Below are 20,743 nucleotides of genomic sequence, written 5' to 3' on the forward strand. Positions count from 1 at the left end.
CGGCGCAGTTGATCTTTATTGTAACTTTGATCACCATACAAAGCGATCGGAATTAAATAGTTATTCTCATGATTACCGATAAAATCAATCACGGTTAGAAAGGCTTTTGATTCATGTTTTCTAAGTCCCCTACCTAATTGTTGCACAAAAATTATGCTGGACTCGGTTTGTCTGAGCATGACCACTTGATTAATCTTCGGGATATCAATCCCCTCGTTAAAGATATCGACCGTTAAAATATAATCAAGCACCCCGTCTTCTAATTCCTTTACTCGTCGCTCACGTTCCTCTTGGCTATTATCCCCAGTTAAACTAATGGTTTGTAGTCCAGTTTGATTTAATGCCATTGACAAGTCTTTCGCTTCTTCTTTTGTTGCACAGAAAATGAGACCGTGTGGCCTTTCACCTGAAAAACTATAGTATTCTAATTTCTCACGAATATGCATCACCCGGTCATTAATTGCCAGGTCCTGAAACGATAGATCTTCTCTTATCTGACCATCAACTTCATAATCACTCACTCCAAAATAATGAAACGGGACCAGTAAATCCTCCGCCAATGCTTCTTGTAGACGAATCTCATAGGCGATATTGTAATCGAATAGCTTAAACAAATCATAGCCATCGGTTCGCTCTGGCGTTGCTGTCATCCCTAACATAAAATCTGGTTTAAAATGATCAATAATCTTTTGATAACTAGTTGCCCCCGCCCGGTGGGTTTCATCAATTAAAATATAATCAAACCATTCGGAATCAAATTCATTTAATGTCTTAACTTTTGATAATGACTGAACGGTCGCAAATAAATAACGCGCCCCGACATCTTTACTGGAACCAGAGAGAATCCCATAATCGTCATCGTTACCACCAATTACACGCCTAAAATCAGCCATTGCTTTTTTAAGAATTTGTTCTCTATGGACAATAAACAATAAACGATTAGGCTCACTCGTCTCACATCAAAAGCGGCTAAGTATGTTTTACCGGTTCCGGTTGCTGAAACGACAAGGGCACGGGATTCCCCGCGCAGGCGAACTGCTTCAATCCCCATTAAGGCTTGGACCTGCATCTTATTTGGTTCAATCTTTAAAGCATCAGACCATTTATTGTGATAGCTTGCCGGAAACTCAGCCACCGTTTGAATGTTTTGTGTTTGATAGGCTTTTCGGTAGTGATTGATCCATTCAGTGGTCAATGGGACACTATCTTGCCACATCTCATTGAACTGTGTCGTGAAGTGATCAATGATCGCGCCATGCTCGTGTGACGTTAGTTTGATGTTCCACTCATAATTGACTTTTAATGCACTCGCCGTTAAATTCGTACTCCCGACAATTAATGAGTGGTATCCTCCTTGGTCAAATATATAACCTTTGGAGTGAAAACCATCAACGTCCGAAATTCTTACTTCTAGATTTTTTAGCTTTAACAACTCTTGAAACATTTTTGGTTGATTAAAGTAATTATATGTTGAAGTGATCAGTTGTCCTGTTACACCTTTTCTATGTAAATCCAACAAATGAGCTTTTAATGTTTGGATACCTGACTCAGTAATAAAAGCCACCGCAAATTTAAACGATTGTGATTGTCTTAATTCATCAATCAGTGTCGTTAAGACATCTTGTTTTTTCTGTTGGTGGTTCATTAATAACTGCGGCTCAAATTGCCCTGAATAAGGAATGGTTTTATCAATCAAACCTTTTTGTATACCTAGTTCTAGTTCATTTAACCATGCTTCCATGTCGATCACCTGCTTTTCTTTGGTGTTACGTTCATTTTACCAAAGATTGCCGCTTATCTGTATCCCTTTTCTTATTTTCTTATCTTTCATCTCGCTCAGCCCAACGTTTTCTTTAATTTTCATCATGAAAAAGACCGTTCACTCATGTTGAGGAACAGCCTATAACAGTTACATTACTCTAAATAAATTGATTCATGTGAATGAAACCCATCATCAATCACTGTTTCTTTAATCGTCTCTTTTGTGACACTGACCGGTGTTAAAAAGATGGTTGGCACATCTTTTTTGCCATTGTTGATCAAATGACTCGTTTCTAGCGGTTCATCCTTTGCCAGTTTAATGGCGACTTCCGCTGCCTTTTGAGTAAGGGCCTTGATAGATTTATAGACCGTCATGAGTTGTTGGTCATCAATTAAGCGAGTAATGCCTTGTAGTTCAGCATCTTGACCGACAATGGGAATCGTCTGTTCGATACCGGCTTCTTTCAGTGCTTCGATCACACCTCCAGCCGTGGCATCATTTGCGGCAATGACCGCATCAATGTCGTGATCGTTAGCTGATAGTGCTTCCAACATGTTTGCTTTTGCTTCACTCGGTTTCCAGGCGTCGGTCCATTCATCATAGACGACTTGTATGCGTCCTGCATCGATATGAGGCTTTAAGACTTCATAGACGCCTTCACGCATCAAGTGTGCGTTATTATCGGTACTTGCGCCGCCAATGTAGACATACTGTCCCGACGGGACAGCCTTTAGCATCGCTTCTGCTTGCAAGCGCCCCACTTCTTCATTATCAAAGGAAATATATAAATCAACATTCGCATTCTTAACTAAACGATCATACGAAATCACAGGGATCCCTGCCGCTTGTGCTCTACCGACAATGGTTGCGGCCGCTTCCGCATTATGCGGGACGAGTACTAACACATCCACTCCATCTGAAATCATTCGTTCAGCCTGCGCAATTTGAAGCGCATCATTGCCGTTGGCCGCTTTCACGATAATATCAGCACCTAACTCTTGAACCGCTTCAGAAAACATATCACGGTCTTTTTGCCAACGCTCTTCAATCAGCGTATCCATGGATAAACCGACGGTAATATCATCCACAGACAAGGATTGTACTGGTTCTATTTCTTCATCATGGATTGGTTCAGGAGGCGTCTGACAGCCCACTAGTATAAATATGACACTGATCATCCATAGTCTTTGTATCATCGATCTCCCCCCTCTTTGTCTGGGCAACATCAAATCATTACCTACACCCACGTTACTTATAAATCAATTGTTTTCGGTAAGCGTTCGGTGTTTCGCCGGTTACTTTTTTAAACACCTTACCAAAATAATTCGCATCGTGATAACCGACATCGACCGCAATAGCTTTAATCGACTCATCTGTTTCAAGTAACCGGCGTTTTGCCTCATCAATCCGGCAGGTCGTTAAAAACTCGATATAATTCATACCGAGGCGTTCCTTAAAGACTTTACTCACATAAATCGGACTTAACTCAGCTTCTGCGCTCAATTGTTCTAACGATAAATCTTCCTTAATATGCGTTTCAATGTAGTGCGTCATCTTCGTAAACCAATCATCATTTAACTCTCCTTGATAGGTCTTCAGTGCATCACGCATGTGATGAAGGTAGCCTTTTAATTCTTCCTTCAGCGATGTATAGTCCTCGGCTTTAAAATGATACTTTTGCCAGGCAATCTTCATATGCAGCTCTTCAAGCGTTTGACCCATCAGTTGAATGAGTTGGACTAAACGTGACCGAAAGTCCGCTAAGGGGACCTGTTCTGATTCATAACAGAGCGAAATATCTATTAGGTGTTTTTCAATATCTGTCCATTTACCTAACCGTAACTGGTCAAAAAAGTCTCGGTAGATATACGCATCTAATTGGCGCTCACAAAGGTGCGTGGCCTTTGGTACATCGCTATAGAATAAAACGTGATAATCCCGACGTGTTTCCATTGCACTAATGACCGCTTCTTGATAACTCTTGTTTAATTGATCAATCGATAACGCCTCGTCACTTACACCCATCTTCACCGGTTGTTTAAGCGTTTCAAATCGTTGTCTGATCTGCCGGGTTAAATATGTGAGTTGTTGACGGAAAGACTGTTCATTCCGGAACACGACAATCGGCAATTGTCGGTGATAGAGAGGCCCAATTAGGCACGTCTCATCTATTGATAACTCTTGGATCAATTCATCATATGAATAAAGCGGGACATGGTCGAACTTTAAAATAATCACCCCGTAACCAAGGCCAATATTCTTATTTAAATAATCCAACAATAACGGCGCTTTTACGTCATGCACATGTCCGAGTAACAATTGCGTCACAAGATCGCGTTCAATGACTTTTTTTGATTGCGCGAGCTCTTTTTTCACTTTCATTGTCGCTTGTTGTTCTTCTTGTTCAGTCTCGACTTCTTTTATGATTTTATTGACGGTCTCGATTATATCTGAGATTTTACTTGGTTTCAGTAAGTAATCTTTTACGCCTAAAGTAATCGCTTGTTTCGCATAATCAAATGTATCATATGCCGTAACCATCACAAATTTAATGCGTTGTGTCGATTCGTTAATTAAACGAATCGCATCAAGTCCATTCATCTCCGGCATCTTAATATCCATAAGTACGATAGCTGGTTGATATTCACTCGCCATTTGTACCGCTTCTTGTCCATTCTCTGCGAGAATAATCTCAAGGTTTGAGAATTTTTTCGTTAATATTTGTTTCATACTTTCGCGTTCAACCCGCTCATCATCTACGATCATCAGTTTCATCCTGTTGTTCCCCCTTCATCTCCGGCAACAATAAACTTACCTTGGTGCCGCGATTTTTATACGAGTCAATATAAACAAGCTGATCTTGATTATAAAATAAGCGCATCCGCTTAATCACATTGGTAAAACCAATCCCCGTCGAATGGCCTTCTTTTGGCATTAACTTTCCTGAGAATAATTGATTAATCGTCTCATCTTCCATGCCAGGACCATCATCACTAATTTCTACTCGAGTATATGAGCCTTGTTTAAAAACTCTTAACGTAATTTGACCACCCTTTTGGTATGGTTCAACCGCATGAATCACCGCATTTTCAATGATAGGCTGCAGGGTAAGGGCAGGTATATGACTTCCGAGTAAGGTGGAATCAATTTCTTCTGTGTAGACGAGACGGTCACTGAACCTTGTTTGTTGAATTTGAATGTATTGCCTTATGACTCTAATTTCATCGGCTAACGTCACGGCTCGGTCAAGTTGCTTTAAGTTATACCGCAACAAATCAGCAATGGAGACAAGTAAATCACTTGTTTCATAAGCATCTTCTAAGTAAGCTTTTTTCGAGACGGTATTGAGCGTATTGAATAAAAAGTGTGGATTGATTTGACTTTGTAAACTTCTCAGCTGTGTTTGTTGGAGTAGCATTTTTGATTCACTCAATTCTTTTTCTACTTTTGCTTTTTCATTGATTTCATGAATCAGTTGTTTAATATTCTCACGCATTCGGTTAAATGTTTTACCTAAAAAGGCCAGTTCATCCTGAGAGTCAATTTGTATCTCTTGGTCTAAGTTACCTAATGATAGACCATTAGCTGCCCGGGTTAGTTGATGAATCGGATGAGTGATTTGTCGCTGAAATAAATACGTCACCGCGATTAAAACAAGCACCAGTAAAATAAGTAACCAAAACCCAAAGGTATTAATCGCACGTGATTGCTCGATCATGCCGCGATAAAAACTATCATATGTTTTTAATTCTTGATCAAGTAACTGCAAGGTCGTATCTGAAATATATGTTTGAATCCGAATCGCATCATTCAGCTCTCGTTCTGCTTGGTCAATGTCTTGTTGTTCATAGAGACGCATCGCACGATCGGTTGATTCAACTAAGCTATCAAGTAAATGAATGTAGTTAGTAAGTGCGTTTATGTTGCTGCTATTTTCAAGGTCTGCTAGTCGATTCTCTAAGCGCTGAATCTCACGCCATTCACGCTCCAATTGATTGAGGCTCGGCGAGTCAACATCAACTCGTTCTGTTAGTAGGCCGCTTAAGGTCGTCATTAATGTGTCACTTTTCGTGTTGGCTTCATTTAAGATTAAATAGCGCGCTAAAATGTCATTATAATTATTTTGTGTTTGTCGATTAAAGTACGTTAACGACAGCCAAATCACAAATAACGTTGAGATAACTATTATCATAAAAAGGGCCACTTTATGTTTAATCTTGTGCATCACTCTTCCCCCTCTCAACAGAGAATGGGGTTAAATAACCTGAAAACTCTAGATGATCACGCTCATTATTGATCCATTCACTAAGGACCTCTACACTCATACTTCCCATTTTTTCTGGAGATTGTTTGATTAAGGCATCAATCTCTCCTTGGTCAAGTAAAAGATCTAAATTTCGTTGTTCATCAAATGTATAAATCCCGAGTGGTTCAATTTGGCGGCGACGTTTAATTTCCTCTATGACAATAGAGGACAGCTGGGCATCTAAAATCATCACCGCATCAAACGTTGGATACTGATTAAGCGCACGTTGTGTCTGTAAGATGGCTTCATCGGTCGAGGCCGGAAGGCCAATATATTGCACCGTAAGTTCTGATTCATTTAGGACTGCCGCCGCCCCTCGTAGCCGCTCTCGTTGATAAAAAGGACGCGTCTCATCATAATAAATAACGACTGTCTCATAGCTTTGATAATCTTCTGTCACCACGTTGGCTAATGTTTGCCCCATCTGGAAGTGATTAGATCCGACGTACGTCCGTCTTAGACTTTCTTCAATCGGGACATCTTCTGCGATGGTGACTACCGGTATACTATAAAAAGCCGCTTTTACTTTCGTTAATTCTTTAAACGCTTCTGTATCTTTTCCTTGCACAATAATGCCATCAACTTTCGCATAAATTGACCGCTCTAAGTCGGTAAGTAAGGCTTCCTCATTTTGATTCGCATAGCCGAGCACCTCTAGAGACATCCCTTGATGAAGGCTGCCGCCCGTGCGCCCTTAACGATGGCATCATAAAAAGGCGTCCCCATTTGGTCTGTAATGAGCACAAGTCGTTTTGCATCATCTTCTGATGTGTCTCCCGTTGGTAAATCGATATCAACAGATAAGACATGTGTCAATGATTGCAAGGTAAATAACGTTGTCAAGATTAACATCCCTATAAATAAAGCGGTTACAATTTTGCGCATAATGACAACTCCTCTTGTTGAAAGACACTAGACGAAAGAATCGTCGCTCTTCATATTCTATCACAAAACGTATGTGCTGTTGGTATTATATTTTTTAATCATAATTAACTCAAGAGCTGCCTATCATTCGCTGTTCTTTCTTGAAAATACGACAATAGACCCCGTCAGTCATGCTTTTCGGGGTCATTGCGCTTCATTGTTGACTCATTATTTATAGTGAGTTATTGCTATAGTGCGTTGGTTGATCTCGTCATTATTTGCCGCGTTTTCTTGTGATGACATCAAAGATAACCGCACCAGCTAAAACGCCCCCGCGGATCATATATTGATAAGAAATTCCGACACCGAGCAAGTTCATCCCGTTTGTGAGGGAGGCCATAACAATCGCCCCAATAATCGCTCCTGTTACTTTTCCAACACCGCCGGCAGAGGAGACCCCACCAACATAAGCTGCCGCAATCGCATCAAGTTCAAACAACATCCCAGCGGTTGTTGTGGCAGATTGTAACCGTGACGTATATAAAATACCAGAAAGTGCTGCCAGCATGGACATCGAGCCCATCACCATGTAAGTCACGTTTTTAACATTGATCCCACTTAAGTGGGCCGCTTCTGGATTACTACCGACAGCGTACACTTGACGGCCAAGGACTGTTTTATTTGTAATAAAGTGATACACCATTGTCACGAGTAATACAATGACCAGTGTCCAACTAATCCCGTTATAGCCTGCTAAAATCCAAGTAATATAAGCGATGATGGCCGATACAAACACTAACTTTATTAAGAATATAGGCATCGAAATCACGTCGAAATTATATTTTGATTTATCATGTCTATTTTTTAGTTCTGAGAAGATGTATAGAACAACGCCAACAGCACCAATTATTAAGGTGAGGACATGACGATTATAGAAATACTTAATCGCGGGTAAGTAACCATTCCCAATCGCATTAAAAATATCATCTTGAACAATAATTGTCCCTGTACCTTCTGTTACTTGTAACAGCGCCCCGCGGAAGATTAACATCCCTGCAAGTGAGGCGACAAAAGCAGGAATGCCGAGTTGAGCAATAAGAAAGCCGTTCATGAGACCAATTACAATACCTAAGACTAAGATAATCGGTATGACAAGCCAAACAGACAAGCCTTGTTGCATCAGTAATATGGCCGCAATTGCCCCTAAGAACCCGGCCACATACCCGACAGATAAGTCAATGTGACGAATGACAATGACGAGCGTCATCCCAACGGCTAAGACGGCAATATACCACTCGCATCAAGTAAATTACTAATGTTACGGGAAGACATAAACGTTCCACTCGTCATCACGTTAAAGGTAATCATAATGGCCACGAGGGCGATGTACATGCCGTAATCACGGATATTGTCTTTAATTAAATGTGATGTTTCTTTTAAAAGATTCATGATTTCTCCTCCTACTTCGTGGCTAGTGCCATAACTTTTTCTTGATCGGCTTCTTGCCTGTCGAGCTCTCCGGTGATTTTTCCTTCTGCCATCACATAGATCCGATCACTCATACCTAATATTTCACCGAGTTCTGATGAAATCATGATAATACTCATGCCTTTTTCAATTAAGGTATTCATCACGGAGTAAATTTCAAACTTAGCTCCAACATCAATACCACGTGTTGGTTCATCCAAAATAAGAATGTTCGGTCCAGCAAATAACCACTTACCGAGTGAGACTTTTTGTTGGTTCCCTCCACTCAGTTTTCCTACCAATTGTTCAATCGAAGAGGCTTTAATGTGGAGAGAATTTTTATAGTGTTCGGCAACTTTGATTTCTTCATTTGTATTAATAATGCCGTTATGTGCAATGCCAGATAGTTTCGAGGCCGACACGTTTTTTGTAATCGTATTAAGTAAAAAGAGACCATTCCCTTTTCGGTCCTCTGTCACATAAGCCATACCTGCTTTGATGGCGTCACTCGTATGTTTAAAGTTTTGCGCTTGGCCATTTAGTGCCATGCTGCCCATCAGTTTATAGCTTTTCGGATTACCAAACATACTTAAGGCAAGCTCTGTCCGTCCTGCGCCCATTAGTCCAGCGATGCCAATAATTTCACCACGCTTAAGGTGCAAGTTGGCATCTTTTACAACCGCGCGACCGAGCTGGGTATCATAAGCAGACCAGTTGATAAGTTCTAATACCGTATCACCGATGTTTCTATTCGCCCGTTCTGGATAAATTTGATTCATCTCGCGTCCAACCATGTGACGAATAATTGTTGGTTCATCAATTTCGCCTTTTTTTCGCATCTAAGGTGATAATCGTTTGACCGTCTCTTAGGATCGTTGCCTTATCGGCAATCGCTGCCACTTCTTTTAATTTGTGTGAAATCATGATACAGGTAATGCCTTGTTTTTTTAATTCTTTTATGAGTTCTAAAAGATTCTCGGAATCATCTTCATTTAAAGCGGCGGTTGGTTCATCTAAGATCAACAACTTGACTTGTTTACTTAAAGCTTTTGCGATTTCTACGAGTTGTTGTTTCCCAACCCCTAAATCTTTGATCAACGTTTCTGGATTGACTTTTAAATTGACTTTCTGTAACATCTCTTTTGCTTTGACAATGGTCTGATTCCAATTGATAATGCCACCGTCTTTAACTTCATTCCCCATATAAATATTTTCATAGACGGATAAATCCGGGAATAACGCGAGTTCTTGATAAATAATCGCAATTCCGACATTGACACTGTCCTGAATTTTATTAAATTGTTGAACCTTACCTTCATAAATAATATCGCCTTCATAGTTGCCATAAGGGTATACGCCACTTAAGACTTTCATTAAGGTTGATTTACCTGCCCCGTTTTCACCGACAAGAAAATGAATCTCACCTTTTTCCACTTGAAAGTTTACTTGATCAAGGGCCTTGACCCCAGGAAAAGTTTTTGTGATATTGGCCATTTCTAAAATGACATCTGCCATTGACTCGCACCACCTTCGTTTTAAAACGGATAGAATAGTGGGGGACACTATTCTATCCTGTTCTAAAAATTATTCTGTTATATAGTAGAGACACACATGTTAGATTTTAACGACTGACGTTATTGTTTACTCTAAACCAGTAAATTCACTGGCTTCGTAGTAACCAGATTCAATAAGTTCGGCTTCTACATTGGCTTGGTCAACAGTGATAACTTCTGATTGAAGTGCTGGTACATCGACTGAACCGTTATCATATGAACCTGTTGTTTCTGGGTCACTGCCATCAAGAATCGTAATCGCCATACCCATCGCATCTTCAACTAAGCGACGCACATCTTTAAAGACCGTCATCGATTGTTTGCCATCAATGATGTACTGGATGGAGCTTTTTCAGCATCTTGTCCAGTAATAACGTAGCTTGTCACTTCACTGTCTGAGCTAAATGTATCAGCAATCGAACGGGCTGTCCCGTCGTTTGGCGCAAGAACGGCAACATCACCTTTTAACTCAGCCCCAGCACTTGTCAGGTGCGTTTGTGCTTTGTTGATCGCTTCGTTTGGATCCCAGTTTGTTGTAACTTGGTTAAGAATTTGTCCTAATTCATCACGTGTTAACTCATTTTTACTTGATAATTCTTCTGCGGCACTTGAGTTGGCGACTACAAATGTGCCGTCGGCGATTTTCGGTTGAAGCACACTCCATGCGCCTTCAAAGAAGAGGAACGCATTATTATCAGATGATGCTCCTGCATATAAGTAAAGTGGAATGCCAGAACCGTCTGTGTTATCAATTAAATATTGACCTTGTGCTTCTCCAACCGCAAAGCTATCGAAGGTGACATAATAGTCAACTGCATCGGTATTCGTAATTAAGCGGTCGTATGAGATGACTTTAATACCTTCCATACTGGCAGCTTTAGCGGCAGCACCAGCAGCATCGCCATCATGTGGACTCATGATAAGTACATCAATCCCACGGCTAATCAATGTTTCAACGTTTTGTAATTCATTCGCCGATGACCCTTGTGAGAATAGAATTTCCGTTGTATAGTCTGAATCGGCAATGGCATCGCGGAAACGTTGCTCATCTTGTACCCAACGTGGTTCGTCACGTGTTGGTAAGATAATCCCTACATCAATGGCATCATCACTTGACCCTTCATCTGAGGTACCTTCATCACTATCGCCACCACTTCCTTCATCTGTCTGTGTATCAGAACAACCGACGAGTAGTGAAAAGAATAAGGCTCCAACAAGTAATACCCATAAAAACTTAGAACGTTTTAACATAATTTAACCCCTCTCAAATCATTTAATTTGTCTTACAACTTGAAGTATAATGTAAGCGCTTTATTATCGTAATCACTACTTCGGGTAAATTATTATCCTTGAGGGGAAAGATTTATCCTTTGTGATTTTTTTAACAACAAAAGACGTCACTCTCATCACTTTTTCATTTATATCCTCATGATTATAAGCAAGAAAAAAAGGACATAACCTGTAAATATGGTCATGTCCATTCTTATTTCATTATCGTGTTAACGTATAGGTTGTTTCTAGTTCGTTTACTTTAATCGTTAAGGTGAAGTCATCGATACTTACAGCCTCTTCACTTGTGAATGTGTCTCGAATCGTGAGCGCTTCAAGTTCCACAACCTCATCGTAATCTTCTGTTTTTTCACTCGTACCGAGTGGTTCGATGACCATTTGGTAGTGAAATGATTCAGCTTCCATTGGTTGTTTCGGGGTTAATTGTGCCTCTACCTCAAACTTTGTATCACTGTCATCGGTTGTTTCCGTTATGGTTGCTTCTACTTTAAAGTAGTCATCTTCGGCTTCATAGGTAGCGCTCTCACTACATCCGACCAATAAGATCAATAGCGATAACAGTATATACCTACCATACTTTTTCATATCCTTTAACCTCCTCATGTGTCGAGTTATGAACGAAAACAAGCGGTCATGGTGACCGCTTGAGATCTTTCTTCATTGTTTAATATTTAACCGTTTGTTTACGCTTATTTACGCGGAATAACCCCGCACTTACGAGAAGTAATATAGCCCCAATCACTGACCAATTAAACATCATCGTACTTGTATCAGGTAATGTCTCACCTGCGGCATCGTCTACTTCAGTTTCAAATACTCCATAAGTAGAAAAGCCTGAGACCATTAATCGAATAACTCCGTTCTCTTCGTCGTAATCACCGCCGCGTAATTCCCAGCCATCTTCGCCTAAGTAGTAGACCGCTGGATTGTCAGCATCGGCATTTACACCTAGAGTTAATTTAAACTCACCTTCATAGCCCTCAAAACCTTCCGGGAACACGAGGTTAACCGTGATGATTTCTCCTCTAACGTTAAGCTTTTCGCCATTTGCGGCCGTATAGGTTTCCTCATCATACGTACCAACTGTGATTGTTGTGCCTTCAGGTAGGTCGTTTGGCATCTTAATCGTCGCTTTTAAATCCTCAATAACAATCGTTTCACCTTTAGACACACGAACCGGTGCTTTTGATAAACCAATCACGGTGTCATTATTCGTTGAATTTTCGTCACCTGGTGTTGGTGTTTCTTCTTCTGGTTCACCTGGTGTCGGGGTTTCTTCTCCTGGTTCGCCTGGTGTTGGTGTTTCATCAGTATCATCAGATACTAGTGTCACTTCTCCAAACACAGACGGGTCTTGGAAGCCTTGTCCACTTGTATCGTTCCATGTAGCGACACCGACTCTTGTCCCGTCTTCTCCATCATTAATTTGAAGGTCAAATCCAATAACCGTCTCATTTGATGGTGTGATGTTCGTTAATGGAATCGCCATCTCAACTGTATAGCTTGTGCCATTGACTTTCGTCGCTGATTTAAAGCCCTCATAAACATTACCATTTCCAAATGATTGAACATTCTCGACATTGACACGGTATTGTCCAATACCTTCAGCGGCATCATAGTTAGGCGCTTTACTGTTTAATTGATCGACAAAGACCTCAACTGAGTCCTGTTCCCAAGCATTTGCGCTTGTCACGTCAAGGACATCATTTGTCACATTGACAAGGACATATAAGAAATCATCATCCCAAACAGCTTTCGCCTCGGCCGTTGCTGTTGACCATGCTTGTTGGAATCGGTCAACTGAAAGCGTCATGGCTTCTTTATATAACCCATCTTCCACACCGTCTAAGATTGGCGTTGTTTCTGTTTTTATTGCTTGTCCTTCTCTAACAGGTACCTGTTCTTCTTCATAATTTAATAAGAATGTCTCTGGGTCCATGATTGCCTCATAAGCTAATTTACTTTGTAAGTTAGCATCAAAGACAAGTGGTGATTGTTCTGCGCGCCAGCTCGTCGCATCATTTAAACCCCAAATGGTCACGCGTGAAATATGTTCTGCGTGTTCTTTGTAAAGTGAGAATAACTCTGCATAAATATAAGCTTGACGATTTGCTTCTTTAGCTGTTTGTACCCCACCAGAACCAGCAGTGACATCAAGTTCCGTCACACCAATTTCAACACCTAACTCAATGAAACGTTCCATTGAAAGGCGCACATTTGTAGGATTGGTGTTCATATTATAGTGTGACTGCATGCCCATCCCTTGAATCAGTAACTCACCTGGATTTTCTTCTTGGTAACGTTCATTAATATCTTTAATCATATGATAGATCGATTGGGCTTTATTTTGTTGATCATCATTATAGTCGTTGTAGTATAAAACAACGTCAAGTCCTAAGCGATCGGCTGTTTCACGTGCTTTTTTAAAGGCGAGCTCAATGTAGTCAGAACCAATGGCTTTGTACCAACCTGATTGACGTAAGTTACTTTCCCAATCGTCATACGGGGCATTTGCGCTATCAAGCATCGCTTCATTCACCACATCCCATGAAATGAGGTGATCGTCATAGTCTTTAAACGCCGCCATCGTCGTCTCAATATGCGTGTACATATTTTCTAGTGCTTCTTCGCGGGAGAGCGGATTTCCCTCCTCATCTTGATACAATGCGTCACGTGATTGCTGGTGCCAAACTAACACGTGGCCATGAATATCAAAACCTTCTTCAATCGCTGTTTCTACAAGCAATTTCTCTGCATTAAAATCAAAGTTCCCCTCATCATCATACGCATAACTTGGTTTCATCGCATTTTCTGCACTGACTAAGTTAAAGTGTTTTTTCAATAACTCGAGGCGAATCCCTTCAAATTCTGACATCGAGACCGCATTTCCAATTAAAAAGTCATCTTGGTAGACATCTTTAATTGGGGTAATGTCTTCGATGACAATCGGAGCGGTTTCAAGCTTTGTGAACGTCACATCATCAAGATAGAAACTAGACGTTGCACTCGCACCTTCCACATAAATACTTAAATTACCTCCACCTAAACTTGAATAGCGATAGGTCCCTTTTAAATTCACCCACTCATTTGCTGTGACTTGAGCTGAGGTGATATTGTTGTAGCTTGCCGTATCACCTGCGCCTACTTGTGTTGATAATTTAAGTTCATCTGAGCCTTCAACCATCTTCACCCAAGCAGAAACCTCGTATAACTCTCCTTGGTCAACGTAATTGTAAACATCGAGTGATGGTCCGTGCCAGTTTTGACTTCTATTTTCAACTTTTAAACTCATCGAACCGTCTGGTGTGTGGTTTGTTTCATCAGTGACGGTCAGGTCTTCTACTTCACCACGCGCCACAAAGCCACTTGCTTCACCTGATTCAAAATCAATCGGTGATAATATCTCCGCTGCTGGTTTATCGTCAGTCGTCTCTTTTTCCAAATGTACGACCTCGACATCATCTAAGTAATACACCGACGGTGTCCCTTCAGTTTGTTCTGATTCTAAATAGACGATAAATTCTGTTGTTCCTGGCATATAGTTAATTTCACCAGATTCGAACCTTACCCATTCTGTTCCTACTTCTTTTGTATTAATTATCCACGGGTATTCGTTGGATGTATCTGGATAGCTATATTTAGATGCGAGACGTAGTTGTTCTGTCCCTTCTTTAAGCTTTAAATAAAACGATAGTTTATATGTCTCACCTTCTGTGAGTTGATCCGTTAAGTTTAGACTGAGCTTACTACCAAAGCCAGTACGCGTCACTTCTAGTGACTGATCTCCAGTATAAGCTTCGTCTGTTGTTAGAGCTGTCGTTAAACCCTCATTACTCCAACTGAGTTTTTCCCAACCATGCGTTTCTGTTTCAAAATCGTGTTTAATTATCGAAACAGCTTCTCCCTCGGGTTCTTCAGGAGTGTCTTCACCTTCAAGCTGAATCATTTGAATATCATCTAAATAATACACAGCTGGTGTTCCTACTTCTTGATTTGATTCAATATAAACGATAAATTCTGTTGTTCCTGGCTCGTAATGAATCGCTTCAGACTCAAAAGTCACCCATTCCGTGCTAACCTCATTATTCCCTATAACCCAAGGGTATTCATTGGTTGTCCCTGGATAACTATGTTTTGAAGCAAGACGTAACGTTTCCGTTCCTTCTTTCAGTTTTATACTAAAGGAAAGTTTATATGACTCACCTTCAATAAGTTGGTCTGTAAGATTAAAACTTAGCTTACTATTGTATGCCTCACGGCTTACCTCTAGTGACTTTTGGCCACTAAAGGCCTCTGTTTCAGTTAATTCTCTCGTGAGTGGGGAAGTCGAATCCCCCCAATCTAATGCTTCCCATCCATCGGTATCTGTTTCAAAATCATGATGCAAGATCACATCACTCGTTTCAGCATAGACAGTAAGGGGTGATAAGTTAGGTAACAACATCAAAGTAATAAGGAAATAAATAAACCATTTCGATTGCTTCTGTTTTGACATGTTTGACCTCCTAGTAATAGTAAGTGATTAAGAAACATTAGCCTCCTCTCCTATGTAAAGTCGTATATTTTCTATTATAGTGAAGCGCTTACATTATGCGTACCAGTGGTGGTTTAGTCTCTTCTTCAAAAAGTTTAGTTATCACGTCACTTCGTAACGTGTCATGCCTGTGTTATCTATTGATTTTACAGTGATTTTCATATAGTCTTGCCGTTGAACGATTTAAAAACTATAGATTGGGTTATGAGTGACAAAGAAAATAATGCAAAAAAAAGACAAGCTTGAGAAACAGCGATGCTACGCTATAACTCAGCTAGTCTTTATCAAAACCTTATCTCACGAGACGATATTAAAGATGCGTCTCTCGGTCGATATGGACTTTTAATTGTTTTTTCTTTACTTTCGTATGCTTCATTTTCTTTAAGACGTCTTCGGCTTTACCATTGAGGATTTCGACAGTGGTATGTCTCGGATAAACCGTCACCGCACCAATATCATTAAAATCCATACCTGGCAAAGAACTGATTGTGCCAACAAAATCAAAGGCCCGTAATTTTTTCTCTTTACCACCGTTAAAGTATAGCGTCGTGACAGAGTCATTTGTCTCGACTTTCTTTTGGCGGCCGAGCATATTCACATACTCTTTTGTATCACTGTTCTCTCGTTGTGGATACGTAAGCTCACGGTCATGAAACTTGAGGTTGTCTTTCATCGCTTCATAGCTCGCTTGTTCATCTGGTGCAAGAAGATGCACAACTTTTCCTTTCTTACCCATCCGGCCGGTACGCCCCATCCGGTGCGTAAAGACATCTTCTGTATAAGCTAAATCATAATTAATCACAAGTGGTAAGTCGATTAAATCCATCCCTCTAGCCATTAAATTCGTCGTGACAAGAATCGAGCGATGTTTTTCTTTAAATTGTTTGAGTGCTTTAATTCTTACTGGCTGTTTTAAATCACCATGCAGGCGCACGACTGGAATCCCTAAGTCACTCAGTTCATCAGCAACTTCATCGACCGTGCGCTTCTCTTCACAAAAGATAATTGCCTCAGAGACATGTTCTTCTACTAGGACATCCACTACCGTTTCGATTTTATCGTAAGGGTCAACATCGACACGGATTTGGTCAAACACTTGTTGGTTTTTCGGTTCAATTGTCACACGTACAGGATCAACTAACGTTTCGTTAATAAACGGTTCAATCTCGTCACTCATTGTTGCTGAGGTATAAATATTTTGTCTTTCATAAGGTAACAGGCTAATAATTTCTTCAATCGTCTCCGCGAACCCGCGGTCAAATAAATGATCCACTTCATCTATAATCAACGTATCAATCAGCGCGCGTTTAATTGTGCCTTTACTCATTAAATCTAAGACGCGGCCTGGTGTTCCAATGACGATATGACTTTTTTGTTTCAGTTGGACTTCTTGGGCTTCATAAGACATATCCCCAATCACAGTCACGGGCTTTAAACGTTTGTATACCGCAATATCTTTCACAACCCCTTCAATCTGAAGCGCTAATTCACGTGTTGGCGTTAAAATGAGGACGGATGGATCGTTCGCATTAAAATCTAATCGGTCTAACACGGGTAGTAAGAAGGCTAATGTTTTACCACTACCGGTCTCAGCTTGACTGAGTACATCTTTACCGTCCACAATCATTGGTAAGAGTTGTTCTTGAATGGGTGTGGGTGTCGTAAAACCTTTCTCATTTAAACGGCGTAATAACGCCTCGTCTTTCAACATAGTAAAATCTTGCATAGATTTTTATCTCCTTTTAAATAGAAAAACTGTCCACTTAAAAAATGAACAGTTTCTCCACGTTTTATTGTTTGCTCGCTCGTTAATCAAACGATGCTTTGTTTATTATTTCTCACCTGAAACAGTTTGATACAATTTGAATACAAGTTATTTAATTTGCTTTAATAGTTGTAATAACGCTTGTTCTGACAGATTTAATAAAGCAAGCTCTTGTTTCAATTTCGGCAACGTCTCTTCTTGAAACCGTTGTTTTCGCTCTGTTAATGCGCGCACGTAGGCATCCTCTGTCACAAAGAAGCCCAAACCACGTTGTTTTTCAATCATACCATCATTCTCTAATATATTATACCCTTTTGTGATGGTATTTATATTTACTTCAAGTTCCACGGCTTGTGCTCTAAGGGAGGGGAGTTTATCCCCTTTTTTTAAGTCCCCTTTTAAGATCTGATTTTTTATTTTGTCCGCGATTTGGCGGTAGATGCTTTGATATTCACTAAAAAGTTCCGTCATTACGTCACCACTTCCAGTTTACGATTGGCATAGTAATCTATTAAGAGTGACAGGATAATGACAAGACCTACATACTTTAAATCAACGGTATTCGTTATGAACCGTATATTTGAGATATAATCATACAAAAGGAACGGAAAGACAATGATATAAAGAAAGCTTAATTGACTTTTCTTATTAAATCCCTCTCTAAGATAGAGTTTTGCATCACGGGTCAATAATAAAAACAGGTGATGTAAAATCAACGTTACATGATAGAAACCTAAGACATATATGAAAGCGACAAAATACGACTCGAAACCAGTCATTAAGAAGTCTATATATGTTACATTCACGTCATACATCTGATGTGAGTTAAACAGATAAAATAGTCGAAACCCAACATGAATGACGGTCAACACAGTCGCAACAGCAGCAGTAGACAACAAGACAATTTTCAGATGGCGGTATCCTGAAATGAGTGACCAACGCTCAAATGGCTTAAACGGTAACAGCGTGACGTCGGTTGTCTTTATCTGTGATAAATTTAAAATGACGAAAAAAACCGCAAAGACGGTCGTCCACCATGTAATGATCTGAGGATCAATTGTTGAAAAATTAGCCGTCATCATGTCTTGAAACATGAAGACAATGATTAGACCTATAATGACTATAAGTTGCCCAGTAAAGACGGCCACTTCACGAAACGGATGAAGAAAAAACTGACGGTCATAGTGAATAAGTAGATTGACTTTCAGGTAACGTTTCTTAATCAATTGAATGAGCCACGCTGGTTCATGGTTATTTTTCGCTCGTTGATATGTCCTTCTCTCCCCGGAAAAAGCCGCTTTGGCATAATGGTATACACCTACAGTGATGAGAGCTAAACTAACGATGACGAGTCCCGCATTCAGATAAAAAGCGACTGAAACAATAAAAACAAGGCCACTATTGATAAACCAATGGGTGACTTGTTGCTTCGTTGATTGTGTTGGTTTTGATAAAGCCCGTAGAGTAAAAAATACTCCGAGTACGACTACCCCTAAAACATATAACCCATCGGCTGTTAGAATAGTTGGGCGGACAAATTGAATGGCAAAAATCATAGCCAAGACCGGTAACGCGACGTGAAAGAAACTGAAAAGACTCACCTTAACTACTGTTCGTTGTGGTAATAGCCTGATCGTCGTGACCTTATCATCTTTTCTCATAAGTCGGATATTATACTCCGTTAATCCCACCAACAACAAGGACGCAATGAAAAAATATAAGGGTAATTCTAAGCGTTCAGGAACAGCGTCTATTTCTTGAAACAACAACTCACTAAGTCCAAATTTAATAAGCGTTTCTGCGATGAGTAAAATCGTAATAGCATTAAACATATTTAAAAATGTTTTATTGCCATAGAGACTACTCGCATGAATAAAACGCACCATATTATTTACCTCCTACAAAACCTTGATAAACAAGTTCCAACGGTATATCGGTTGGTTCACTTGACGGTGTATGACAGAGTAACCGGTATCCGAAGGGTAAACGTTGATACGTTAAGTACATCGTCTCGTCAGGCAACGTTGTTACTTCTTTTAACGACAAGACTTGGTCCAAATCATTGGTCGCGTGATTAATCACAACATGTCCTCTTCGGTCCATAATTATAACGTGATCAAGTAATGGTTCTAATTCTCTTAAGTGGTGGGTCGCAATCACAATCATACGTCCATCAGACTGCGCATCAATTAACAGCTGCCTAAAGATACGTTGTCCTTCTAAATCCATTTCTTTTGTTGGTTCATCAAGAAATACCATCGGTGTACCGAGACTTAAAGTAATCGACACAAAGGCTTTTCGTTTCATTCCAGCACTGAGGTCAATCAAGTTTAAATCTTCTTCTAAATCAAAGGCGGTTAAATAAGCTGTCAGCTTTTCTCGACTAAAATTCGGATACATCGGACCAATCAACTCACCGTATGCCCCAATGGATAGCTCAATATTTGGTAAAGTCTCTGGTAAATAACTGATTTTCTCTAAATACTGTTTGTTTCGTAATCTTGGTTCATATCCTAGAACGCTCACATTCCCACTACTCGGATAATACAAGCCTGTCAGTAGTTGAAATAACGTTGTCTTACCGACACCGTTCGGTCCTAATATACCAATAACTGACCCTGATGTTACGTCAAGATTGATCCGGTCAAAGACACGCTCTTCACTATAGTCAAATGACACTTTTTCTAATTGAAACATGTACTCACCTCATAATGTTTTAGTGTTACACTTAACTATAACACTAAAACAAAAAAAGAAAAACACTTGTCTTTAGATTTTCAAAAAATGTCCACACAAAAAGACAGGCCTTCACCTGTCTTTTACGTCATTCATATGAAATAAGTCAACAATTAAAGATATTTATTTAAGTCCTCGACTGTCTCGATCTGATGAAAGTCATTTACAATTGTTTCAAGTTTTTGGCCATCTAACTGTCGTAACTTATCTTTTGTTTCTTCAGGCAAGTGCTCAATTTTTCGGCTGAGGAAGGCCAACAATGTTTTTGCTATGCCTTTTTGTTCTCCTTGTTCTATTCCTTGTTCTATACCTTCTTCTCGTAACACATCAGCAATAGTCTTCATGACATCACTCCCCATAGGATAGGCTTGTTCTAATGTTTTTACTATATCACGGATATCATTTTTAGTGAATGCATCACTTACATTAAAAATATACCGCATCAACGTTTCAAAATAGGCGATGC

General features: G+C 40.0%; 12 protein-coding genes and 4 pseudogenes. All 16 read right to left on the bottom strand.

The window, feature by feature from the left end; translation table 11 throughout:
* Positions 1-151 precede the first annotated feature (151 nt).
* Positions 152-1,741, bottom strand: a pseudogene (locus JCM19043_RS18795) (phospholipase D-like domain-containing protein).
* A 173-nt stretch (positions 1,742-1,914) separates the two neighbouring features.
* Positions 1,915-2,958, bottom strand: a complete 1,044-nt coding sequence (locus JCM19043_RS08135) for a sugar ABC transporter substrate-binding protein (RefSeq protein ID WP_062321572.1) — start codon at positions 2,956-2,958, stop codon at positions 1,915-1,917.
* 52 nt (positions 2,959-3,010) lie between these two features.
* Positions 3,011-4,537, bottom strand: coding sequence for a response regulator (locus tag JCM19043_RS08140; protein WP_062321575.1), 1,527 nt, complete (start codon positions 4,535-4,537; stop codon positions 3,011-3,013).
* Complete coding sequence (locus tag JCM19043_RS08145; RefSeq protein ID WP_062321577.1) at positions 4,515-5,987, bottom strand: sensor histidine kinase; 1,473 nt, start codon at positions 5,985-5,987, stop codon at positions 4,515-4,517. Before JCM19043_RS08145 ends, JCM19043_RS08140 begins: the two co-directional genes overlap by 23 nt.
* A complete protein-coding gene (locus JCM19043_RS08150) occupies positions 5,974-6,720 on the bottom strand; it encodes a substrate-binding domain-containing protein (RefSeq protein ID WP_062321580.1) in 747 nt (248 codons plus the stop codon). The genes JCM19043_RS08145 and JCM19043_RS08150 overlap by 14 nt, the downstream gene beginning before the upstream one ends.
* A gap of 2 nt (positions 6,721-6,722) precedes the next feature.
* On the bottom strand, positions 6,723-6,953 hold the full coding sequence (locus JCM19043_RS08155; RefSeq protein WP_062321582.1) for a hypothetical protein: 231 nt from the start codon (positions 6,951-6,953) through the stop codon (positions 6,723-6,725).
* Positions 6,954-7,206: 253 nt separating this feature from the next.
* Positions 7,207-8,381: pseudogene (locus JCM19043_RS08160) on the bottom strand (sugar ABC transporter permease).
* An 11-nt stretch (positions 8,382-8,392) separates the two neighbouring features.
* A pseudogene (locus JCM19043_RS08165) lies at positions 8,393-9,914 on the bottom strand (ATP-binding cassette domain-containing protein).
* Positions 9,915-10,040: 126 nt separating this feature from the next.
* Positions 10,041-11,203, bottom strand: a pseudogene (locus JCM19043_RS08170) (sugar ABC transporter substrate-binding protein).
* Between the two features lie 240 nt (positions 11,204-11,443).
* Positions 11,444-11,827, bottom strand: a complete 384-nt coding sequence (locus JCM19043_RS08175; RefSeq protein WP_062321584.1) for a hypothetical protein — start codon at positions 11,825-11,827, stop codon at positions 11,444-11,446.
* Positions 11,828-11,906: 79 nt separating this feature from the next.
* On the bottom strand, positions 11,907-15,737 hold the full coding sequence (locus tag JCM19043_RS08180; protein ID WP_062321586.1) for an endo-1,4-beta-xylanase: 3,831 nt from the start codon (positions 15,735-15,737) through the stop codon (positions 11,907-11,909).
* Between the two features lie 349 nt (positions 15,738-16,086).
* Positions 16,087-17,502, bottom strand: a complete 1,416-nt coding sequence (locus JCM19043_RS08185) for a DEAD/DEAH box helicase (RefSeq protein ID WP_062321588.1) — start codon at positions 17,500-17,502, stop codon at positions 16,087-16,089.
* Between the two features lie 147 nt (positions 17,503-17,649).
* A complete protein-coding gene (locus tag JCM19043_RS08190) occupies positions 17,650-18,012 on the bottom strand; it encodes a GntR family transcriptional regulator (RefSeq protein ID WP_062321590.1) in 363 nt (120 codons plus the stop codon).
* On the bottom strand, positions 18,012-19,427 hold the full coding sequence (locus JCM19043_RS08195; RefSeq protein WP_062321592.1) for a hypothetical protein: 1,416 nt from the start codon (positions 19,425-19,427) through the stop codon (positions 18,012-18,014). Before JCM19043_RS08195 ends, JCM19043_RS08190 begins: the two co-directional genes overlap by 1 nt.
* Position 19,428: 1 nt before the next feature.
* Positions 19,429-20,238, bottom strand: coding sequence for an ATP-binding cassette domain-containing protein (locus tag JCM19043_RS08200; RefSeq protein WP_062321594.1), 810 nt, complete (start codon positions 20,236-20,238; stop codon positions 19,429-19,431).
* A gap of 152 nt (positions 20,239-20,390) precedes the next feature.
* On the bottom strand, positions 20,391-20,743 hold a 353-nt coding region (locus JCM19043_RS08205), incomplete at its 5' end, for a DUF4351 domain-containing protein (RefSeq protein ID WP_197274787.1).

Source organism: Halolactibacillus sp. JCM 19043, from assembly GCF_001310395.1.
Taxonomy (GTDB): Bacteria; Bacillota; Bacilli; order Bacillales; family Amphibacillaceae; genus Halolactibacillus; species Halolactibacillus miurensis.